Here is a 19,200-nt window from a genome sequence, read left to right as displayed (position 1 = left end):
ATGTCCCTACCCGATTTTCATGTTTCAGACCCTTTTACGTTAGGCATTGAACTGGAAATGCAGGTGGTCAATCCTCCGGGCTACGACCTGAGCCAGGACTCTTCCCGACTGATTGACGCCGTAAAGCCGCAGCTCACCGCCGGAGAAGTAAAGCACGATATCACTGAAAGTATGCTGGAGATGGCGACCGGGGTTTGTCGCAATATCGACCAGGCGAGTGCTGAATTATCCGCCATGCAGCAGATAATCTCACGGGTTGCTGCCGAGCATCACCTCGCCATCTGTGGCGGCGGTACGCATCCGTTTCAAAAATGGCAACGTCAGGAAGTCTGCGATGACGAACGCTATCGGCGCAACCTGGAAAATTTTGGCTATCTTATTCAGCAGGCGACGGTATTCGGCCAACATGTGCATATCGGCTGCGCAAACGGCGATGATGCTATTTACCTCCTGCACGGCCTGTCGCGATTTGTTCCCCATTTTATTGCGCTCTCTGCCGCCTCACCTTATATGCAAACGTCCGACACGCGGTTTGCCTGCGCGCGGCTGAATATTTTCTCTGGATTTCCCGATAATGGCCCGATGCCGTGGGTGAATAACTGGCAGGAATTTGAGGGGTTATTTCGTCGACTGGCTTACACCAGCATGATTGATAGCATTAAAGATTTACACTGGGATATCCGCCCCAGCCCGCACTTTGGTACGGTAGAGGTTCGCGTCATGGACACTCCGCTAACCCTTGAACACGCAGTCAATATGGCGGGACTTATTCAGGCTACCGCCCACTGGTTGCTCACTAAACGGCCATTCAAGCACCAGGAGCGTGATTACCTGCTGTATAAATTTAACCGTTTTCAGGCCTGCCGCTTTGGCATGGCGGGAATCATCACCGACGTCAATACTGGCGATGGGCACCGCCTGTCAGATGACACGCTACGGCTACTGGAGAATGTCGCCGCTTCTGCGGACAAAGTGGGCGCGACCAGCGCGATTAAATCCTTACGTCTGCAGGTTAAAAATGGTCATGATGAAGCGCAGAGCATGCGTGATTTCGTCGCCGACGGCGGATCACTAAGCGGTCTGGTGAAAAAACATTGTGAGATTTGGGCCGGGCTGTAAGCGTGGCGTTTGCGTTGCCCACAGAGATCCCTGACAATGGCTTTTTAACTCAAGTTTAACAATGCCATGAAACACCCGCTTGAATCACTGATGACCGCCGCAGGGATCCTGCTGCTGGCTTTTTTGTCTTGCCTGCTGCTGCCCGCCCCCTCACTGGGCATTGTGCTGGCGCAAAAACTCGTCGCCACCTTTCATCTAATGGATCTCAACCAATTTTATACTTTGCTGTTTTGTCTGTGGTTTTTACTGCTGGGGGTGATTGAATATTTTGTACTGCGTTTTATCTGGCGGCGCTGGTTCTCGCTGGCGGATTAGACCCGCGAGAACCCTTTGCCGTTAATGCGTTCGGCTATGATTTTCTTTGCGATACGCGCCCGGCGGCTGGCTGAACGTACGGGTGAAAATTCGCGTAAAGGTCTGCTGCGAATCGAATCCGTATTTCAAACAGATGTCATACACTTTCTGGTCGGTATCGCGTAGATCGCGCGCCGCCAGTAGCAGCTTACGCTCGCGGATGTAGCGCCCGAGGCTTTCACCTTTGTACTGCATAAAAAGACGCTGCAGGTGCCATTTGGAATATCCCGCATGGCGTGCAATATCATCAATGCGCAATGGCTGATTCAAATTATCATCAATCCATTCAACAATCGTATCAATGACCTGAGCAGAAATCGTCATCATGCTCTCCCCTGTATTCATTGAGTCGCCTGTTGCCACCAGGCCGTAAACGGTTGGTCCGGTTCGGACAGAATTACCGGTTCACCCAGCATTGGCGTCAGTAGTCGGTAATCCTGACGACGGCTGGCAAGCGCCAGTCGTTTGTAGGGATCATCCCAGGTATGTTTCGCCAGAACGAAACGGCCGGCATGCCCTGGCAACACGGCTTTCGCATGCAGATCGGCCGCGGCCTGCGCCGTCTCTTCTGGCATCATGTGAATAAACTTCCAGTCCTGGTCATATTGACCGTTCTCCATAATCGCCAAATCAACCGAGCCAAACTGCTCACCGATGGCTTTAAAATGCGGTCCATAGCCGGAATCTCCGCTGTAATAAACGTTCTGCTCCGGCGTTTCGAACATAAAGCTCGCCCATAGCGTCTGGTTGCGCTTGATACCGCGCCCCGAAAAATGACGAGCAGGCAGCACATGAACGATCAGCGAATCCGTCACTCTGACGGACTGATTCCAGTCCCGCTCTTCGATTATCTCGCTGCGCATCCCCCAGTAACGCAGATGCGACCCTACGCCGAGCGGCGTAATCACTCGCTTAATTTTCGGCATTAACGCCTTGATAGTGGCGAGATCCAGATGGTCATAGTGATCGTGCGAGATAATGAGCAGATCGATCTCCGGCATCGTCTGCGCAGTCCACGGATAATCCCCGGCAAAGGCTTTGTTCAGGAATGAAAACGGTGCGGCATAATTGCTAAATACCGGATCAATCAGGATACGTTGACCCGCCAGCTGCAAATACCATGAGGAGTGGCCCAGTCAGACCAGAGTATCCTGCTGTGGCGAAAGTCCGGCGAGATCGGTTGCCACCAGCGGTAACGGCTGCGCCGGGCGCGCATTATCACGCTTAGCGACCAGAAATTCCCACCAGGCCGCCAGCATGCCTTTGTTGCCGGTATAGCCCGGTGTCGGCACCTGGTTATGAAACTGTCCATCACGATAGTGAGGTGACTGTTCAACCAAACTCAGTTGTGCCCCTTGCGGAGCCTGACCAAACCCGGCATTGAGTACAAACGGTAAACTTGCAGCTGCGGCAATTAGCATAATAACAACCACACAAACTGTGAGACGCTTCATATCCTGACCTTAAACGCGCCCCTTTCCGCTGGTTTGCGCGACTGACTCTTGATTATGAGTGAGTAAGCACTCATTATAGAAATCGAAAGTTCGCCGTCAAGATGATTTTCAATCTTTGACATTCGCCGTTGCGGTGCTGCAAAGGCCGTGATTCAATCATGTTTTTTACAGACTTAAGGGTAAAGTGTAGTGGCTCGTCCGAAGAGTGAAGACAAAAAACTGGCATTACTGGAAGCTGCAACCACAGCATTTGCACAATCAGGCATTGCGGCATCTACCGCCGTGATAGCCCGCAATGCAGGGGTTGCGGAGGGGACGTTGTTTCGCTATTTCGCGACCAAAGATGATTTGATCAACGAGCTTTACCTCTTTTTGAAGCAAGACCTTTGTCAGTCGATGATGGCAAATTTGGATCGATCGGTGACCGATGCCAAAACCATGACTCACTACATCTGGAACAGCTACATTAGCTGGGGCCTGAACCATACCTGCGGGCATCGCACGATTCGTCAGTTGGCCGTCAGCAAGAAAATCAGTAAAGAAACGGAACAGCAGGCTGACGATATGTTCCCGGAACTGCGCGATCTTTGTCATCGCTCCGTACGACCTGAGTTTATGTCTGACGAGTATCGCGCCTTTGGCGACGCGCCGTTTCTTTCTCTGGCAGAGACCACCATGGAGTTCGCCGCCCGCGACGCGGCTCGCGCAAAAGAATATATTTCGATGGGATTTGAGGCGATGTGGCGCGCACTCACCCGTGAGGAAAAATAATGGACGGCCAGACTTTACATGCCTGTGCAAAGCGCCTTGCGCTCGAACTGCCTTTTACCGAGCACTGCTGGCCATTCGGCCCGGAATACGATGTCTTCAAAGTCGGCGGCAAAATTTTTATGCTGGTCTCAGAGCTTCGCGGACGCCCGCTGGTTAACCTGAAAGCCGATCCGCAAAAGTCACTGTTAAATCAGCAGATCTACCCCAGCATTGAACCCGGCTATCACATGAATAAAAAGCACTGGATATCGGTCTACCCAGGCGACGACATTACCGAGTCATTACTGACGGAGTTGGTAAATGATTCATGGCATCGCGTCGTAGACGGCCTGGCGAAGCGGGATCAAAAACGCCTGCGTCCAGGTTGATTTATCGTTAACTCCGATAAGTGTTTTTGCATTTTCCTGTCTTATCTTTTTCTTGCTAACCCTGTACCCTGCTGAAACAAAACGCACCCGCAGGGTATGAAAAATCACCAGGAGTAGTTATGGATATTGTTTCTGTCGCCTTAAAACGTTACTCCACTAAGGCATTCGATCCGAATAAAAAACTGACCGCTGAGCAGGCCGAAAAATTAAAAACGCTGCTGCAGTTTAGTCCGTCCAGCACCAACTCTCAGCCGTGGCACTTTATCGTTGCCAGCACTGACGAAGGTAAAGCGCGCGTGGCGAAATCCGCAGCCGGCGGTTTTGTATTCAACGAACGTAAAATGCTGGATGCTTCCCACGTCGTGGTGTTCTGCGCCAAAACGGCGATGGACGATGCCTGGCTGGAGCGCGTGGTGGATCAAGAAGAGCGCGATGGCCGTTTCGCCACCCCTGAAGCCAAAGCCGCAAACCACAAAGGCCGCACCTTCTTTGCCGACATGCATCGCAAAGAGCTGAAAGATGACAACCACTGGATGGCAAAACAGGTGTATCTGAACGTCGGTAACTTCCTGCTGGGCGTGGCGGCGATGGGTCTGGATGCGGTGCCGATCGAAGGCTTCGATGCGGCGGTGATGGATGCAGAATTTGGCCTGAAAGAAAAAGGTTTCACCAGCGTAGTTGTGGTCCCGGTGGGTCATCACAGCGTAGAAGATTTCAACGCCGCGCTGCCAAAATCTCGTCTGCCGCTGGAAACAACACTGACGGAAGTTTAATCCCCGCATTTGCATAAGCTCTACACAGCGGTCATCATAGACCGCTGTTTATTAAGGAGACGTTATGCAGGAATTGATATCTCAGGTAGAAGAACTCGGCATTGAAATAAATCACACCACCTCACTGGTGATGATTTTTGGCATTATTTTTATCACCGCCATTATTGTTCACGTTATTTTGCACTGGGTGGTATTACGCGCATTTGAAAAGCGCGCCAACGCCAGCTCCCGCCTGTGGCTACAAATCATCACGCAGAACAAGTTATTTCATCGGCTGGCATTCACCCTGCAGGGTATCATTGTCAATATACAGGCCGCACTCTGGTTACAGAAAGGCAGTGAAGCAGCAGAAATATTAGTAACCTGCGCACAGCTGTGGATCATGATGTACGCCCTGTTGTCCTTGTTTTCCCTGCTGGACGTCATTCTCAATCTGTCGCAAAAATTCCCTGCCGCATCGCAATTGCCGCTAAAAGGCATATTTCAGGGCATCAAGCTCATCAGCGCTATTGTCGTCGGAATATTGATGATTTCCCTGCTGATTGGTCAGTCACCGGCAATATTGATAAGCGGTCTGGGTGCCATGGCCGCCGTGTTAATGCTGGTGTTTAAAGATCCGATCCTCGGGCTGGTGGCCGGAATACAGCTTTCAGCCAACGATATGTTGAAGTTGGGTGACTGGCTGGAAATGCCTAAATACGGCGCAGATGGCGCGGTGATTGATATTGGCTTAACCACCGTAAAAGTGCGCAACTGGGATAACACCATCACCACTATCCCAACCTGGTCACTGGTATCGGACTCTTTTAAAAACTGGAGTGGGATGTCGGCTTCCGGTGGGCGACGCATTAAACGCAGCATCAGCATTGATGCCACCAGCATTCATTTTCTTGATGAGGATGAGCGTCAGCGGCTGCATAAAGCGCACCTGCTGAAACCGTATTTGACCACGCGCCATCAGGAAATTGACGAGTGGAATCAACAGTTAGATGCGCCTGAATCGGTATTAAACCACCGTCGGATGACGAATATTGGCACCTTCCGCGCCTATCTGAACGAATATTTGCGTCATCATCCGCGGATTCGCAAAGATATGACGTTAATGGTGCGCCAGCTTGCGCCAGACGATCACGGCTTACCGATCGAAATTTATGCCTTTACCAATACGGTGGTCTGGCTGGAATATGAAAGTATTCAGGCTGATATTTTCGACCATATATTCGCCGTGATCGAAGAATTTGGCTTGCGCATTCATCAGTCACCCACCGGAAATGATATTCGCGCGCTGTCAGGCGCGTTTCAACGCTAACGCTCAGGTACTGGCGCGTGAAATATAGCGCCAGTCCATCATCACCCTTTCCGTCTGCGCGTCAGGATTTTCTATTTTATTCAGCAGCAATCCTACCGCTTTGCGGCCTATATCCCGCGAGGGCTGCTCAATGGTCGAAAGCTGTGGGGAAACCATTTCTGCCAGTTCCGTACCGTCGAAGCCCACGACGGCGATATCCTGCGGGATCTGTAATCCGGCATTGAAAATAGCACGCATCGCCCCAGCGGCAAGCGTGTCCGATACGGCAAACACCGCGTCGGGTTTCACCTCTGCGGCAAGCAATGTTTTCATCGCCGCAATTCCTGCACTGGAACTTAACTCGCTGGCGTATTCTACGGCCTGATACTCAAGCGACAGCGCATGCAGCGCCGCTTTATAGCCACGTTCGCGCAACCGGGCGTATTTATAACTCAGATCATGATTGATTAGCGCAATGCGTCGATAGCCCTTTTCCACCAGGTGAGATATTACCGACTGCGCAGCGTCAACATCGTTAATCCCTACGCAGGAAACCGCGCCTTTATCAGCATATTCCGCGCACTGAACCCAGGGAGCGTCGCCAATCAGCGTGGTCAGTTCCGGTAATTTTGAGAATGCATCCATGGTGATAATGCCATCAACGATTTTCCCCGACAGCAGCTTTAATGCCGATTTTGAGCGGGCGGTATCCGAGCCGGAATTACACAGCAAAATGCGATAGCCATTCTTTTCCGCCTCTTCTTCAATGCCTTTAACAACCTCTGCACAAAAAGGGTTGGCAATGTTGGAAACCATCACCAGAATCATCGAACTGCGTGCCGTACGCAGCTGACGAGCCAGCAGGTTGGGCTGATAATTGCTTTCTTTAATAGCCTGAAGCACGCGCTCGCGATTTTTGGCTTTGACGGTATCACTGTGATTCAGCACACGCGATACCGTCGCCACCGACACACCGGCAAGCTGGGCGATTTTTTGAATAGACATAACGACGACAAATCCTGCGGTTTAGGCTTTACGTTGAGGCTACCATAAAATCACTGCCCGGCGAACCGGGTGCGTGTTTAGCGCTGCACTGATACCCAGCGCTGCTGCTGATGGCTTTTTATAATCGCATCAATGATATACATCACATCCGCACCATCAGAAAATGACGCAAATCGACGCTCCGCCGTCGCGGGCATTTTGCCTGCCTGCACCGCCTGATAGAACTGCTGCATCATATTCTTGAACGCATCCGGCCAGCCCTCAATATGCCCACCCGGAAAGTGCGCACTGGCAGCAACATCCGCATTCATCAATCCTGGGTCATCCGTCAGGATCTGGTTCGCCTGCTGACGGTGCCCGATCCAAAGCTGTTGCGGCGTTTCCTGATCCCAGTGCAGTGAACTCTGGCTACCGTTAATTTCAAAGCTCAGGTGATTCTTGCGCCCGGCACTCACCTGTGAAACGCTAAAGCAGCCTTTGCTACCATCGTCAAAACGTACCAGCACCGATCCACAATCTTCCGTCGTCACCGCTTTATTCTCAAATTGCAGGTCAGCCGTTTGCTGGCCAAACGTAGCGTTACTGGCGATGCTGGCTTTTCGTACCGGCCAGACGATAGCCAGATCGGCCATCACCTCGACAATACGTTTTCCAGTGACGAATTGCACCGTGTCACACCAGTGGGAACCGATATCCGCAACCGCCCGTGAGTTGCCGCCTTGTTTGGCATCGACCCGCCAGTTGTAGTCAGTTTCCAGCAGCATCCAGTCCTGCAAATAGCTCCCCTGGACGGCAAACAGACGCCCCACGCTACCGCGCCTGACCATGCTGGCAGCCTGTTGTACCATCGCAAACTGACGATAGACAAAGCTCACGCCGTGCACCACTCCTACCTGCTCCGCCAGCGTTTCCAGTTCACGAGCCTCATCAGGCGTCATACACAGCGGCTTTTCTGAAAACACGTGCAGACCCGCGCGTAAAATCTGCCGGTTGATGTCGGCATGCAGATGATTCGGCGTACAGTTATGCACCACCTGCAGTCCGGGATGCGCCAGCAGCGCCTCAACGCTGCCGTACGCCTGAGGAATATGAAGAGCATCTGCACGTTCCTGGGCAACCGCCAGCGAGCTATCACAGAGCGCCACCACGTTCACACCGCCGAGTCGACGCAACGCCTCGATATGTGCAGGCCCAATAAAACCGCTGCCAATAATGCCAACCTGTATCATTTGCGTACCTCATCGCCAGCGGCGAAATCATCAAATGCGCGTGAAGAAACCGGAATAATGTGGCGGCGTATAAAATCGCTCCCCTCACGCGCCCCGGTTTGCGCGTCTTTCAGGCAACACTCCCATTCCAGTACCGCCCAGCCAGGGAAATCATATTGCGTGAGCTTGCTGAAGATGGTTTTGAAATCGACCTGACCGTCCCCCAGGGAACGGAAACGCCCAGCGCGATCGAGCCACGGCTGATAACCGCCATAGACACCACTGCGGCTACTGGCGTGGTACTCAGCGTCCTTGACGTGAAACGCTTTAATGCGCGAGTGGTAAACATCGATAAACCCAAGGTAATCCATCTGCTGCAATAACAGATGGCTCGGGTCATAGAGAATGTTGCAGCGAGGATGATGATTAACCAGCGCCAGAAAGCGCTCAAACGTTACGCCATCGTGCAGATCTTCACCGGGATGGATTTCAAAGCAAACATCCACCCCATGATGATCAAAGCGATCGAGAATGGGCCTCCAGCGGCGTGCCAGTTCCAGAAAAGCCTCTTCAAAGCGCTGACGGTTATGCGGTGGCCACGGATAAAAGAAGGGCCAGGCGAGCGAACCTGAAAACGTAGCATGCGCCGTCAGCCCCAGCCTTTGCGAAGCCGCAGCGGCCTGGTGGAGGGTTTCGATGGCCCACGCCTGCCTGGCCTGCGGATTAGCGCGTACAGATGGCGGAGCAAATCCGTCAAAAGCGTCATCGTAAGCCGGATGGACGGCAACCAGTTGGCCTTCAAGATGGGTAGATAGTTCGCTAATCACCAGCCCATGCCCGGCCAGCATCCCATGAATATCATCACAATAGGCCTGACTTCTGGCTGCTTGTTCGACATCAAACAAAGACTTGTGATTACACGGGATTTGTAATGCCTTATAGCCCAGCTCCGCCGCCCACTTTGCCACGCCTTCCAGGGTGTTAAATGGGGGACGATCCCCGATAAATTGCGCCAGAAAAATGCCAGGCCCCTTGATGGTTTTCATAACCCCTCCTGAAAATTACGCCTGCTCTTTGTCGTCATACTTGAAAGAGAAAAGGAAAATCACGGCAATCACTGCGGCAGCCACTGCCGGGATCCACCAGAATGTGGTCCACGCCTGAGGCACCGTTTGCCCCGCCACCAGACGGTTGTAAAGTGCGCCTGAAATTTGCGAACCAAGCAGCATACCGATCCCATAGGTAAACATAACGATCATGCTTTGCGCCTGACCTTTTACTTTCTCCCCGGCGATACGATCGGTGTAAATAAAGCCGACCACGAAGAAGAAGTCGTAGCACACGCCGTGCAGCAGAATGCCGAGATACAGTAGGAATCGGCCCTCTTCGCTGATGCCGAGGGCAAAGAATGCGTAGCGCACAAACCAGGCACACATCCCGATTAACAACATGTATTTCACGCCCAGACGCCTGAACAGGAACGGGATCACCAGCATGAAGAAAATTTCAGACATCTGACCAAACGACATCGCCGTACTGACATCGCCAACGCCCGCATCAGCCAGAAACGACGCGGTATATGCGTAATAGGTTCCCAACGGTACAGAAATAAGCGTCGCGCAGAGCGAGAAGACAAAAAAGTGACGAACCTTGAGTAAGGCGAAAGCATCCGCACAAAACAGATCGCGCACTTTTACCGGCAGTCCTTTCGCCGGTGCGGGCGTGTTGGGCAACGTCAGGCTGTAGAGCGCCAGAATCACAGAAATAACCGCCGCCAGCGTAAAGATGCCGGTAGTATCCGAGATTCCGGTTACGCCGATAAAAATCCCCGCGACAATCCAGCCAATGGTGCCAAACACCCGCACCACCGGGAAAGTTTTGTCTTTATCCGACAGGCTATGAAAAGCAATGTTGTTGGTAAGCGCCAGCGTTGGCATGTAGCACAACGTGTAGCCAAACAGCAGACCAATCAACAGCGCACCGTTTTGCGCCACCAATGCCTGCGGAACAAACCAGAGGATCGCCGCGCCTGCAAGGTGCATCACCGCCATCACCTTTTGCGAGGCAAAGAAGCGGTCTACCAGCATCCCTAAGACGAACGGCGACAGAATAGAGGCAATGGGCCCGGCTGAAAACGCATCGCCAATCAGCAGCGACATGTTGTGCTGGCTCATCACCAGCCCCAGCGTGACAGACCAACTTCCCCAGATAAAGAACTGTAAGAACATCATTAGCGACAGCCGGGGTACCAGCAGCCGGTACTGTACGTTCTGTTTTCCACTACTTTCGGTTGTTGACACCATTTTTTGCCTCACCTTTAAAAAGTAATCGATTACAAAATAGATTCAATAGAAAAGTAATCGATTACAAAATAAAGATCCTGCCAGCAAAGGCAAAATTGCGAGAGCGGTCACGATAAACATTGAGAGAAGATCCGATCCCATCCTGACGATGGGATCGGTAGAAACTTAGCGGGACTTACGACACAGCAGTTTGAAGGCAACGAACAGGAACAGGATCCACACCGGCAGGAGGATAGCTGACAGGCGCATATCGTCCATCGTACACATCAGCACCAGAATCATGCCAAGGAAAGCAATACACAGGTAGTTCCCTGCCGGGTACAGCAGCGCTTTGAACTGCGTGTCACGTCCCTTACGACGCATCGCCGCCCGGAATCGCAGATGGGCCAGGCAGATCATAATCCAGTTCAACAACAGCGTCACCACAACCAGCGCCATTAGCAGGCTAAAGGCCTTTTGTGGCAGGACATAGTTGATCAGTACGACCAGAGACGTAATAGCACCGGAGAGGATCAGTGAATTCACCGGTACGCCGCGACGGCTGACGCGGGTTAAGAACTTCGGCGCGTTCCCCTGGACAGAGAGACCAAACAGCATACGGCTGTTAGAGTAGACGCCACTGTTATATACCGACAGCGAAGCCACCAGAATGACAAAGTTCAGCGCTGAAGCCACCACGTTGCTATCAAGATTATGGAAGATCATCACAAACGGGCTGCTGTTGGATTTCACTTCCACCCACGGGTACAGCGCCAGCAGCACCACCAGAGAACCGATGTAAAACAGCAGAATACGGTACACCACCTGGTTTACCGCCTTTGGAATGCTTTTCTGCGGATCCTGCGCTTCTGCGGCAGTAATCCCGATAAGCTCAAGTCCGCCAAAGGAGAACATAATCACCGCCAGCGACAGGATCAACCCGTTCCAGCCGGTGGCAAAAAAGCCGTTGTAACGCCACAGGTTATCAATGCTTGCATGTTCCCCGCCGTGACCGGAAAACAGCATCCACACGCCAAAACCAATCATGCCGATAATGGCCAGCACTTTAATCAGCGCAAACCAGAATTCCGTTTCGCCATACAGACGTACGTTGACCAGGTTAACCGCGTTGATGATCACGAAGAATGCCGCGGCCCAAATCCAGGTCGGGACATCGGGCAGCCAGTACTGCATGTAGATCCCAGCCGCGGTCAGTTCCGCCATGCCAACCAGCACAAACATCACCCAGTAGTTCCAGCCGGACAGAAAACCCGCGAACGGTCCCCAGTATTTATAGGCAAAATGGGCAAACGATCCCGAAACGGGTTCTTCCACCACCATTTCGCCCAGTTGACGCATAATCAAAAAAGCGATGATCCCGGCAACGCCGTAACCCAGTAACACCGCAGGTCCCGCCATCTGAATAGCCGGGCCAATGCCCAAAAACAGGCCGGTACCAATTGCGCCGCCCAGCGCAATTAATTGAATATGGCGGTTTTGCAACCCCCGCTGAAGCGTCGGCTCATTCGTTGACGCGGCATCAGACACGCTGGTGTCAGATGCAGTTGACGCGTTTTTCACGCCCTTCCCCTGTGTCGTTTTTATTGAAGGGGCTTCTTTTAACATTTCAACCTGGTTGTCGCAAGGCGCAATAAGGACCCGCTGTGCCCGTGGCATTGCGTTTGTTCATAATTACAGTGAATTATTCTGGACGAAAAGGCATCGCAGGCCACAGAATGCGCTTTACTGTTTTTCTAACATTTTCAAACGGGTGAACCCGCTGTATTTCAGCCACTCGTTTTTGAGCCAGGCCAGGCAACGACTGTCATGAATAAGATCATCAAACGACTGGAAATCGTCAAAAGCGCTATTGAACTGGAAGATGAGGAGATTATTTTCCAGCAGGTAGATCATCTGAAAAATGAGCCTATGTCAGTCTTGCCAGGCGCCATCGTTCAGGCGCTCGAAGCACGGCGCTTTAGTGACGCCCTACGTGAAATCACGGCCTGGCTGCAATCTCAACGGGCAGTCTCAACGTGGCAGGATCCTGCCATTGCCGCCAGTAAACTGGAACTAAAAGCGCTCGAAACACAGCTGCGTGACCTGATCGATAAGCGCAACACGCGCATTCAAATCCTCGATGATTTCAACGATCTGTATCATCTTCGCCTTGGGCCGCTGATGAGCCGGATCCTCGAGTTGCGTAAACAGCTCGCCGCCAGCGCCCAGCGCAAACAGGAAGCGGAGCGAAAACGCCGGGAACAAGACTATCAATCCTGCCAGCACTATATTTCCCAGGCTGTTGATCAACTGGCCAGGCTTAAGCAGCTCTGGATGAACCAGAATTCAGATTCGCACGAATCGGTGGAAACACGTCAACGAATTCAGCAACAAACGGAGCTTATTACCGCCCTGCTGGCGGAGATTCGTGAGCTGGAAAACGACTTTTCTCGCCAGGACGACAGCGCAGCCCGTCAGGCACAGGAAGAAGCCAGCCATGAATATGATGAATATCAGGAGCAGCAGCAGGATGCGCAACATCGTTTTAGCCGTGACCAACGGCTTTCTTCTGAAGAGCGTAATGAGTTAAAACGCCTGTGGCGTCAGGCCAGCCGTCTTTGTCATCCGGACGTGGTGGCGGACGATCTGAAAGAGAAAGCGCATCAGATGATGGTGCAGCTTAACCAGGCGCGCCAAAATGCCGACCTTGCTGCCGTTCGGGCGCTACTGACTCAATTGCAAAGCGGCCTCGAACCGATGATGGCGAGTGACCGATTGAACGATCTGCAGCATTTACGCAGCAAAATACAGCAGCTCAGAGAACAAATTAACGCTCTGCTCAAAGAGATTACCGAACTGGAAGCTGAGAACGCCTGGCGCCTTGCCACCTCCGTGACGGATAAAGAGGCTTACTTCTCCGATCAACAACGGGCGCTTACGGAAATCCGCAATACGCTGGAACAACAGGTGCAACAGGTTGAGCAGGAGCTGTTGGCGGGGTAAGCGCTATCAGCGATAGCAAGCAGAAAATACAACATCTTCAAGGGAGGTTTGAAGATTAAGCACCAAATGATAAAAATAGCACAAAATGCTTAGTTATTAAGATAGGTCAGAGTTATCACCTTAAATGCTCGAATTTTAGGTCGATAACTGCAAATAAGACAATATTTCTCTCTCCCACCGCTCTCCCTCTCTCTTTATCCTGGCCTTGATTAAGAATTCTCCTACCTGCCAATAGTCCCATTAAGAAGAATGGTTATCTGTTTGAAATATAAGATTTTTCATATAAATCCCCTCCAGTACAAATAGGAATACCCTGTCTTTATAGAAATGGCTGAAACATTATTCGCGTGATCCATAAGCGAAATCTATCAATCATTTACTCAGAGCTGAAATAAACGATTTACCTTAAATTTTAACAAAGTGTAATATCTACTTTAAGAATAGTTAATGATTCAAATTAATACAGAAAATACCTGTTGAATCTGCAATAAATAAGGATGCGTTCACACCAAAGAACGTCATACGAGATTTAATTAACATTTCATGCGTCGCAAGAAACTCTTTTTTTAGCCTAAAAAAAGAGGCGACCGCCTGCACCAAAATTTCAAGGAGATCGTTATGTCTAAGGCTATTTTTTTGGGTGAATCAATTTATCCCTGGCTAGGCATGCGAGAAATCCTACGTGGTTCATCATTATATATTGATATCGCGTACTACTCCTCTCAGACGCTTTCTGCCGTCAACATAATCCCTTATGAAATGGATTTCATCATTATTAATCCTGACAACTCAGATTTTTTAAAATATGCCAGGATTATCCGCAACATGGCTTTACGCCCTGCCACAAAAATTATTGTTTTGGCAGATGAAGCTACTTTTTCTATTTTTCAAACCGTTTGCGGGAGGAACATGCTGTTCCTCGATCAAGACGCCAGCCTTGATCGGTTACTGCATGCCGTGACGTACATATCACAAAACAAAAAACCAATTAATATCAAAGAAATAAATAACAAAATCACAGCAAACGAATTTAACGTAATGATGATGCTTGCTCGGGGTTGGTCATTGACTCAAATCGCTGGGGCATCACAAAAAAGTGAAAAAACCATCGGGGCGTACAAAAGCAACATTGCCAGAAAACTCGGGAAAAATAACTCCCGACTCAAGTACACCATTTCTCACTATAGCCAGCCGTAACTGACTTATTTAAGGACAATTATCAAGGTTATTATTTAAAAGATTTTCTTTCGGCTCACTTTTTAATTCCGCATCGCACGGAAGGAAATCCTATTTCCAAAAATCTATTACCGGGTAGCACATCCGCGTGCCAACCATAGCCAACAACTCAATGTATTAACAATACACATAACAGGAATGTAGACGAGGGTTATATATGAACAAAGTTTACAGCATTATTTGGAACGCGGCGCTCGGTATCTGGGTGGTCGTTTCCGAATTAACCAAAGGAAAGAAAAAAAGCAGCTCACGTAAAACTGTCGCCGTACTGGCGGCCGGCGCATTAAGCGCTGCTTCAATGCAAGCTTCAGCAACTCCGATCATCGACATCGGTGAACATAATATTTTCGCCGACTACCAGACAGGTATTTCTGTTGGGGATTATGAGGGTGTCCACGACTACGGATTCTTATATGAAGATATCACTGCTGGTCAGGCGCTCAATATCAGCGGCGCGATCCCAACCATCAGTCCGGGTCAAAGTGGCGTTGTTGAATCAACGACCATCAGAGAGCTACTGCAAACCGGCAAAATCACCCTGCAGGCCACCAGCCCTGACCAGGGCGTAAAAACGATTACTACCGCCGAGGAGCTGGCGGAATACCTGACTTATAACCAATCATCAACGCCTTCGCAGAGCACAGAATTTGAGATTAACGACCCGGCGTTCCCCGGCGAAAAAACAACCATTAAAGTCTTTGATACCAACGCGTTAAGTAACTTTCTTACCGAATCACAGATTGGCGATTCGGCATTAAACACTTACGATCCGACGCAGTCTAAAATCTACAAACAATTTGGCATCGCGCTGGCGACAAACGGCTCCACGGCCAATCTGAATTTGGGCGACGACACGCTCAATGTACGCGCCAAAGCCAATACCATCGAATTACTGGCCAAAGACTCCTCCTTACTGGAGGCTCAGGACGCGGGTAGCCAGGTTTACTGGCAATCCGATAACTTTATAAAATTTAACGCCGCCCCGGTTATTCCTGAAAAAACCTTCGCCGGCTCAGCGCAAACCTCCGTGTTTGGCGATGATGTCACGCTCATGACCTACGGCTATGATACGGACGGCAAAGTCGTCGAAACGGGTGAGCGCACATTTAACATCACCAACACGCAGGAGTTGGCCGAATTTAACGACTGGCTGTTGGGCAATAGCAGCGACGCGGCGGAAAACCCGGAAGGCGAAAAAGTCAGCCAAATCCAACTGTGGCTGGAAGCGAATGAAGTCACTACCGTCACCGCAGCACAAACGAAGTATGCCGAGCTGATTGATGGTCTGATCAATTCCAGCAAGCCCTCTGACGTGCTCAGTTGGGATTACGACGTCTGGACAGACGGCTTATCGCATGTCAATAACGCGACCGCTGGCCGCGGTGAGCTGCATGCTATTTACGCCAACGGCGCAGGCACCTCCGGCACCCTGAACAAAGATGCGATTCTTGCCGTTGACGGCAGTATTAATGGCGTCATGAAAGCCGTTGATGGCGGGGTTATCACAAACTTTGGCGAACTGAACGCATTACGAACGTCTACCGGGCAGAGCCTGGCGATTGGCATGCTGGCAAAAGACGCGACGGCAACCAACAACGGGATGATCAACTCAGGGCTGTTTATCGATAAAGACAGCAACCAAAACGTCAACAGCTATGGCGCATTTGGTATGCAAGGTCAAGGCACCAGCCAGATCGCTAACAACGGCATCATCAACCAGGCGATCACCACCGATAACTTTGGTACCGCTTCGGCAGCCGATCCCTGGAGCAAAGACGTCCCCGCTTCTTCGCTGACGCTGGCGATTGGTATGCAATTGTCTGACGATGCGCAAGGGGTCAACAACGGCGATATTAACGTCGTAGACGGACGTAAAAGCGGTACATCCTTTGCCAGCGGCACCGCTTATGGCGTAGAAGTCGCCGGGAATGCCACCTTTACCAACGCTCAGAATGCCTCTATTTATCTTGGTCGCGACGCAAGCGATCCGGCTAAAGATGTCACCATGGCAGGCGGTTCCAGCCTGAGCGCCGGTATTATGATCAAGAGCGCCAAAGAGGTGATTAACAACGGCCTTATCACGCTGGGAACCGGCGTCCGTAACGCCGCAGGGATTTTGGTCGGAAATGCCACGGGCAACGTCCTCAATACCGGCAATATCGTGATCAATGGCGGTTCTAAAGGGGGCAGCAGTAAAAACTACGGCATCTCCGTACACGACAGCGGCGCAGAAAATAATCAGGAAATCCGTAACGACGGCAAGATTAACGTGAATGGCACCAACAACGTAGGGATCCACGTTAGCGCCAATAACAAAAATGCCGAAGTCACCACCAGCGCTGCAGGCTCTATCGTGGTGGACGGTGAAGGCGGCGTCGGTAATCGTAACTACGCCATCTGGGCGGAAGGTGGCGCCAACGGTCAGGCAGTAGTCAACGTCTACTCTAATATTACGCTGGATAAAGCCGGTAACATCGGCGTCCACGTGCGTGATAACGCCATCGCTAACGTTGACAGCTTAAGTAGCCCCTCATTTAACAGCACCGATCAGATTGGTTATTACCTGTATGGTAAGGGCGCTACCGCCAATATTGGTCAGGCGGTGATGAATGACAACGGTCAGGATCGCACCACCATTTTCCGTATCGCCAATGGCGCATTGCTGGCCGGTAATACCACTAACCCGAAAGATCAGTCCACCTCCAACCTGGATTTGACTCTCAGCGGTAACAATTCCGTGGGCGTACTCGCCACCGGCGCAGGCAGTAACGTAGATACCGGTGAAGCAACGTTTACCGTTAAGGGCACTGACTCTGCGGCGCTGGTTATCGAAGGCGGCGCGAAAGGGACCATCAGCGATAAAACCACCATCAATTTAACCGGTGAAAGAACCGTTGCCGGGGTTGTGGATGGTCAGGCGCATCAGTTGAATGGTAATACGCAGGGCAATGCCACGAGCACGCCCCTCACCTCAAACGCGAAGATCACCTCTGAAGCCAGCGGCAACAAAGTAATCGCCTATGTGGCGAGGAATCTGGGCAACCTGATCCTCGATACCAAATCGATTATCGATCTGGCCAGCGTCGACAGCATCGGTGTCGATGTTCAAAAAGGCGGTTGTAGATTCAATTGGTCAACGCAACAGTTATGTGAAAACATGGGGTTGCGGAGGTTTTTTGAATGAGACGAACATTTACAGCAGAGGAAAAAGCCTCTGTTTTTGAACTATGGAAGAACGGAACAGGCTTCAGTGAAATAGCGAATATCCTGGGTTCAAAACCCGGAACGATCTTCACTATGTTAAGGGATACTGGCGGCATAAAACCCCATGAGCGTAAGCGGGCTGTAGCTCACCTGACACTGTCTGAGCGCGAGGAGATACGAGCTGGTTTGTCAGCCAAAATGAGCATTCGTGCGATAGCTACTGCGCTGAATCGCAGTCCTTCGACGATCTCACGTGAAGTTCAGCGTAATCGGGGCAGACGCTATTACAAAGCTGTTGATGCTAATAACCGAGCCAACAGAATGGCGAAAAGGCCAAAACCGTGCTTACTGGATCAAAATTTACCATTGCGAAAGCTTGTTCTGGAAAAGCTGGAGATGAAATGGTCTCCAGAGCAAATATCAGGATGGTTAAGGCGAACAAAACCACGTCAAAAAACGCTGCGAATATCACCTGAGACAATTTATAAAACGCTGTACTTTCGTAGCCGTGAAGCGCTACACCACCTGAATATACAGCATCTGCGACGGTCGCATAGCCTTCGCCATGGCAGGCGTCATACCCGCAAAGGCGAAAGAGGTACGATTAACATAGTGAACGGAACACCAATTCACGAACGTTCCCGAAATATCGATAACAGACGCTCTCTGGGGCATTGGGAGGGCGATTTAGTCTCAGGTACAAAAAACTCTCATATAGTCACACTTGTAGACCGAAAATCACGTTATACGATCATCCTTAGACTCAGGGGCAAAGATTCTGTCTCAGTAAATCAGGCTCTTACCGACAAATTCCTGAGTTTACCGTCAGAACTCAGAAAATCACTGACATGGGACAGAGGAATGGAACTGGCCAGACATCTAGAATTTACTGTCAGCACCGGCGTTAAAGTTTACTTCTGCGATCCTCAGAGTCCTTGGCAGCGGGGAACAAATGAGAACACAAATGGGCTAATTCGGCAGTACTTTCCTAAAAAGACATGTCTTGCCCAATATACTCAACATGAACTAGATCTGGTTGCTGCTCAGCTAAACAACAGACCGAGAAAGACACTGAAGTTCAAAACACCGAAAGAGATAATTGAAAGGGGTGTTGCATTGACAGATTGAATCTACA

General features: G+C 50.9%; 15 protein-coding genes and 2 pseudogenes. 10 read left to right on the top strand and 7 right to left on the bottom strand.

The features are described from left to right. Together OGV38_RS06540 and OGV38_RS06535 are read left to right on the top strand one after the other, a co-directional pair. Window positions 1-1,119: a YbdK family carboxylate-amine ligase gene (locus OGV38_RS06540; RefSeq protein ID WP_137367285.1), complete on the top strand. Its 1,119-nt coding sequence runs from the start codon at window positions 1-3 to the stop codon at window positions 1,117-1,119. Between the two features lie 66 nt (window positions 1,120-1,185). After that, complete coding sequence (locus OGV38_RS06535; RefSeq protein ID WP_016152175.1) at window positions 1,186-1,434, top strand: DUF1158 domain-containing protein; 249 nt, start codon at window positions 1,186-1,188, stop codon at window positions 1,432-1,434. Window positions 1,435-1,455: 21 nt separating this feature from the next. Here OGV38_RS06535 and OGV38_RS06530 read toward each other — a convergent pair whose 3' ends face one another. Continuing rightward, the gene (locus OGV38_RS06530; protein ID WP_003021996.1) at window positions 1,456-1,797 is read right to left on the bottom strand and encodes a RamA family antibiotic efflux transcriptional regulator; all 342 of its coding nucleotides are present in this window, start codon (window positions 1,795-1,797) and stop codon (window positions 1,456-1,458) included. A 17-nt stretch (window positions 1,798-1,814) separates the two neighbouring features. Further along, window positions 1,815-2,927 (bottom strand): annotated as a pseudogene (locus OGV38_RS06525) (MBL fold metallo-hydrolase). Window positions 2,928-3,116: 189 nt separating this feature from the next. Between OGV38_RS06525 and OGV38_RS06520 the strand changes: the two are divergent. The 4 genes from OGV38_RS06520 (at window position 3,117) to OGV38_RS06505 (ending at window position 6,148) form a co-directional block, all read left to right on the top strand. Further along, window positions 3,117-3,698: a TetR/AcrR family transcriptional regulator gene (locus OGV38_RS06520; protein WP_286473072.1), complete on the top strand. Its 582-nt coding sequence runs from the start codon at window positions 3,117-3,119 to the stop codon at window positions 3,696-3,698. Continuing rightward, window positions 3,698-4,066 carry an MmcQ/YjbR family DNA-binding protein gene (locus OGV38_RS06515; protein WP_016152172.1) on the top strand — a complete coding sequence of 123 codons (369 nt, stop codon included), beginning with the start codon at window positions 3,698-3,700 and terminating at the stop codon, window positions 4,064-4,066. The genes OGV38_RS06520 and OGV38_RS06515 overlap by 1 nt, the downstream gene beginning before the upstream one ends. A gap of 119 nt (window positions 4,067-4,185) precedes the next feature. Continuing rightward, on the top strand, window positions 4,186-4,839 hold the full coding sequence (gene nfsB / locus OGV38_RS06510) for an oxygen-insensitive NAD(P)H nitroreductase (RefSeq protein ID WP_016152171.1): 654 nt from the start codon (window positions 4,186-4,188) through the stop codon (window positions 4,837-4,839). Between the two features lie 64 nt (window positions 4,840-4,903). After that, window positions 4,904-6,148, top strand: a complete 1,245-nt coding sequence (locus OGV38_RS06505; RefSeq protein ID WP_016152170.1) for a mechanosensitive ion channel family protein — start codon at window positions 4,904-4,906, stop codon at window positions 6,146-6,148. Between the two features lie 3 nt (window positions 6,149-6,151). On the opposite strand, the gene OGV38_RS06500 is transcribed toward OGV38_RS06505, so the two are convergent. From OGV38_RS06500 to pheP, 5 genes are all read right to left on the bottom strand, one after another. After that, on the bottom strand, window positions 6,152-7,132 hold the full coding sequence (locus tag OGV38_RS06500; protein ID WP_016155936.1) for a LacI family DNA-binding transcriptional regulator: 981 nt from the start codon (window positions 7,130-7,132) through the stop codon (window positions 6,152-6,154). Window positions 7,133-7,209: 77 nt separating this feature from the next. Next, window positions 7,210-8,361, bottom strand: a complete 1,152-nt coding sequence (locus OGV38_RS06495) for a Gfo/Idh/MocA family protein (RefSeq protein WP_016155935.1) — start codon at window positions 8,359-8,361, stop codon at window positions 7,210-7,212. After that, entirely contained in the window at window positions 8,358-9,386 is a 1,029-nt protein-coding gene (locus OGV38_RS06490) for a sugar phosphate isomerase/epimerase family protein (RefSeq protein WP_019076229.1), read from the bottom strand. Before OGV38_RS06490 ends, OGV38_RS06495 begins: the two co-directional genes overlap by 4 nt. A 15-nt stretch (window positions 9,387-9,401) precedes the next feature. Then, window positions 9,402-10,643, bottom strand: coding sequence for an MFS transporter (locus tag OGV38_RS06485; RefSeq protein ID WP_016155933.1), 1,242 nt, complete (start codon window positions 10,641-10,643; stop codon window positions 9,402-9,404). Window positions 10,644-10,808: 165 nt separating this feature from the next. Continuing rightward, on the bottom strand, window positions 10,809-12,203 hold the full coding sequence (gene pheP / locus OGV38_RS06480; protein ID WP_286473071.1) for a phenylalanine transporter: 1,395 nt from the start codon (window positions 12,201-12,203) through the stop codon (window positions 10,809-10,811). 246 nt (window positions 12,204-12,449) lie between these two features. On the opposite strand from pheP, the gene OGV38_RS06475 reads away from it, so the two are divergent. From OGV38_RS06475 to OGV38_RS06460, 4 genes and pseudogenes are all read left to right on the top strand, one after another. Further along, window positions 12,450-13,625: a coiled-coil domain-containing protein gene (locus tag OGV38_RS06475; RefSeq protein ID WP_046275128.1), complete on the top strand. Its 1,176-nt coding sequence runs from the start codon at window positions 12,450-12,452 to the stop codon at window positions 13,623-13,625. A gap of 618 nt (window positions 13,626-14,243) precedes the next feature. Further along, entirely contained in the window at window positions 14,244-14,822 is a 579-nt protein-coding gene (locus OGV38_RS06470; protein ID WP_269518586.1) for a helix-turn-helix transcriptional regulator, read from the top strand. A 196-nt stretch (window positions 14,823-15,018) separates the two neighbouring features. Beyond that, window positions 15,019-18,027: pseudogene (locus OGV38_RS06465) on the top strand (ESPR-type extended signal peptide-containing protein); the annotation flags it as partial. 14 nt (window positions 18,028-18,041) lie between these two features. Beyond that, window positions 18,042-19,193: an IS30-like element IS30 family transposase gene (locus tag OGV38_RS06460; protein WP_286473067.1), complete on the top strand. Its 1,152-nt coding sequence runs from the start codon at window positions 18,042-18,044 to the stop codon at window positions 19,191-19,193. Window positions 19,194-19,200 lie beyond the last annotated feature (7 nt).

The organism is Citrobacter sp. Cb080, assembly GCF_030334745.1.
GTDB classification, from domain to species: Bacteria; Pseudomonadota; Gammaproteobacteria; order Enterobacterales; family Enterobacteriaceae; genus Citrobacter; species Citrobacter braakii.
Note: the sequence above shows the minus strand (reverse complement) of the source record. Positions and strands in the feature narration are given on the sequence as shown.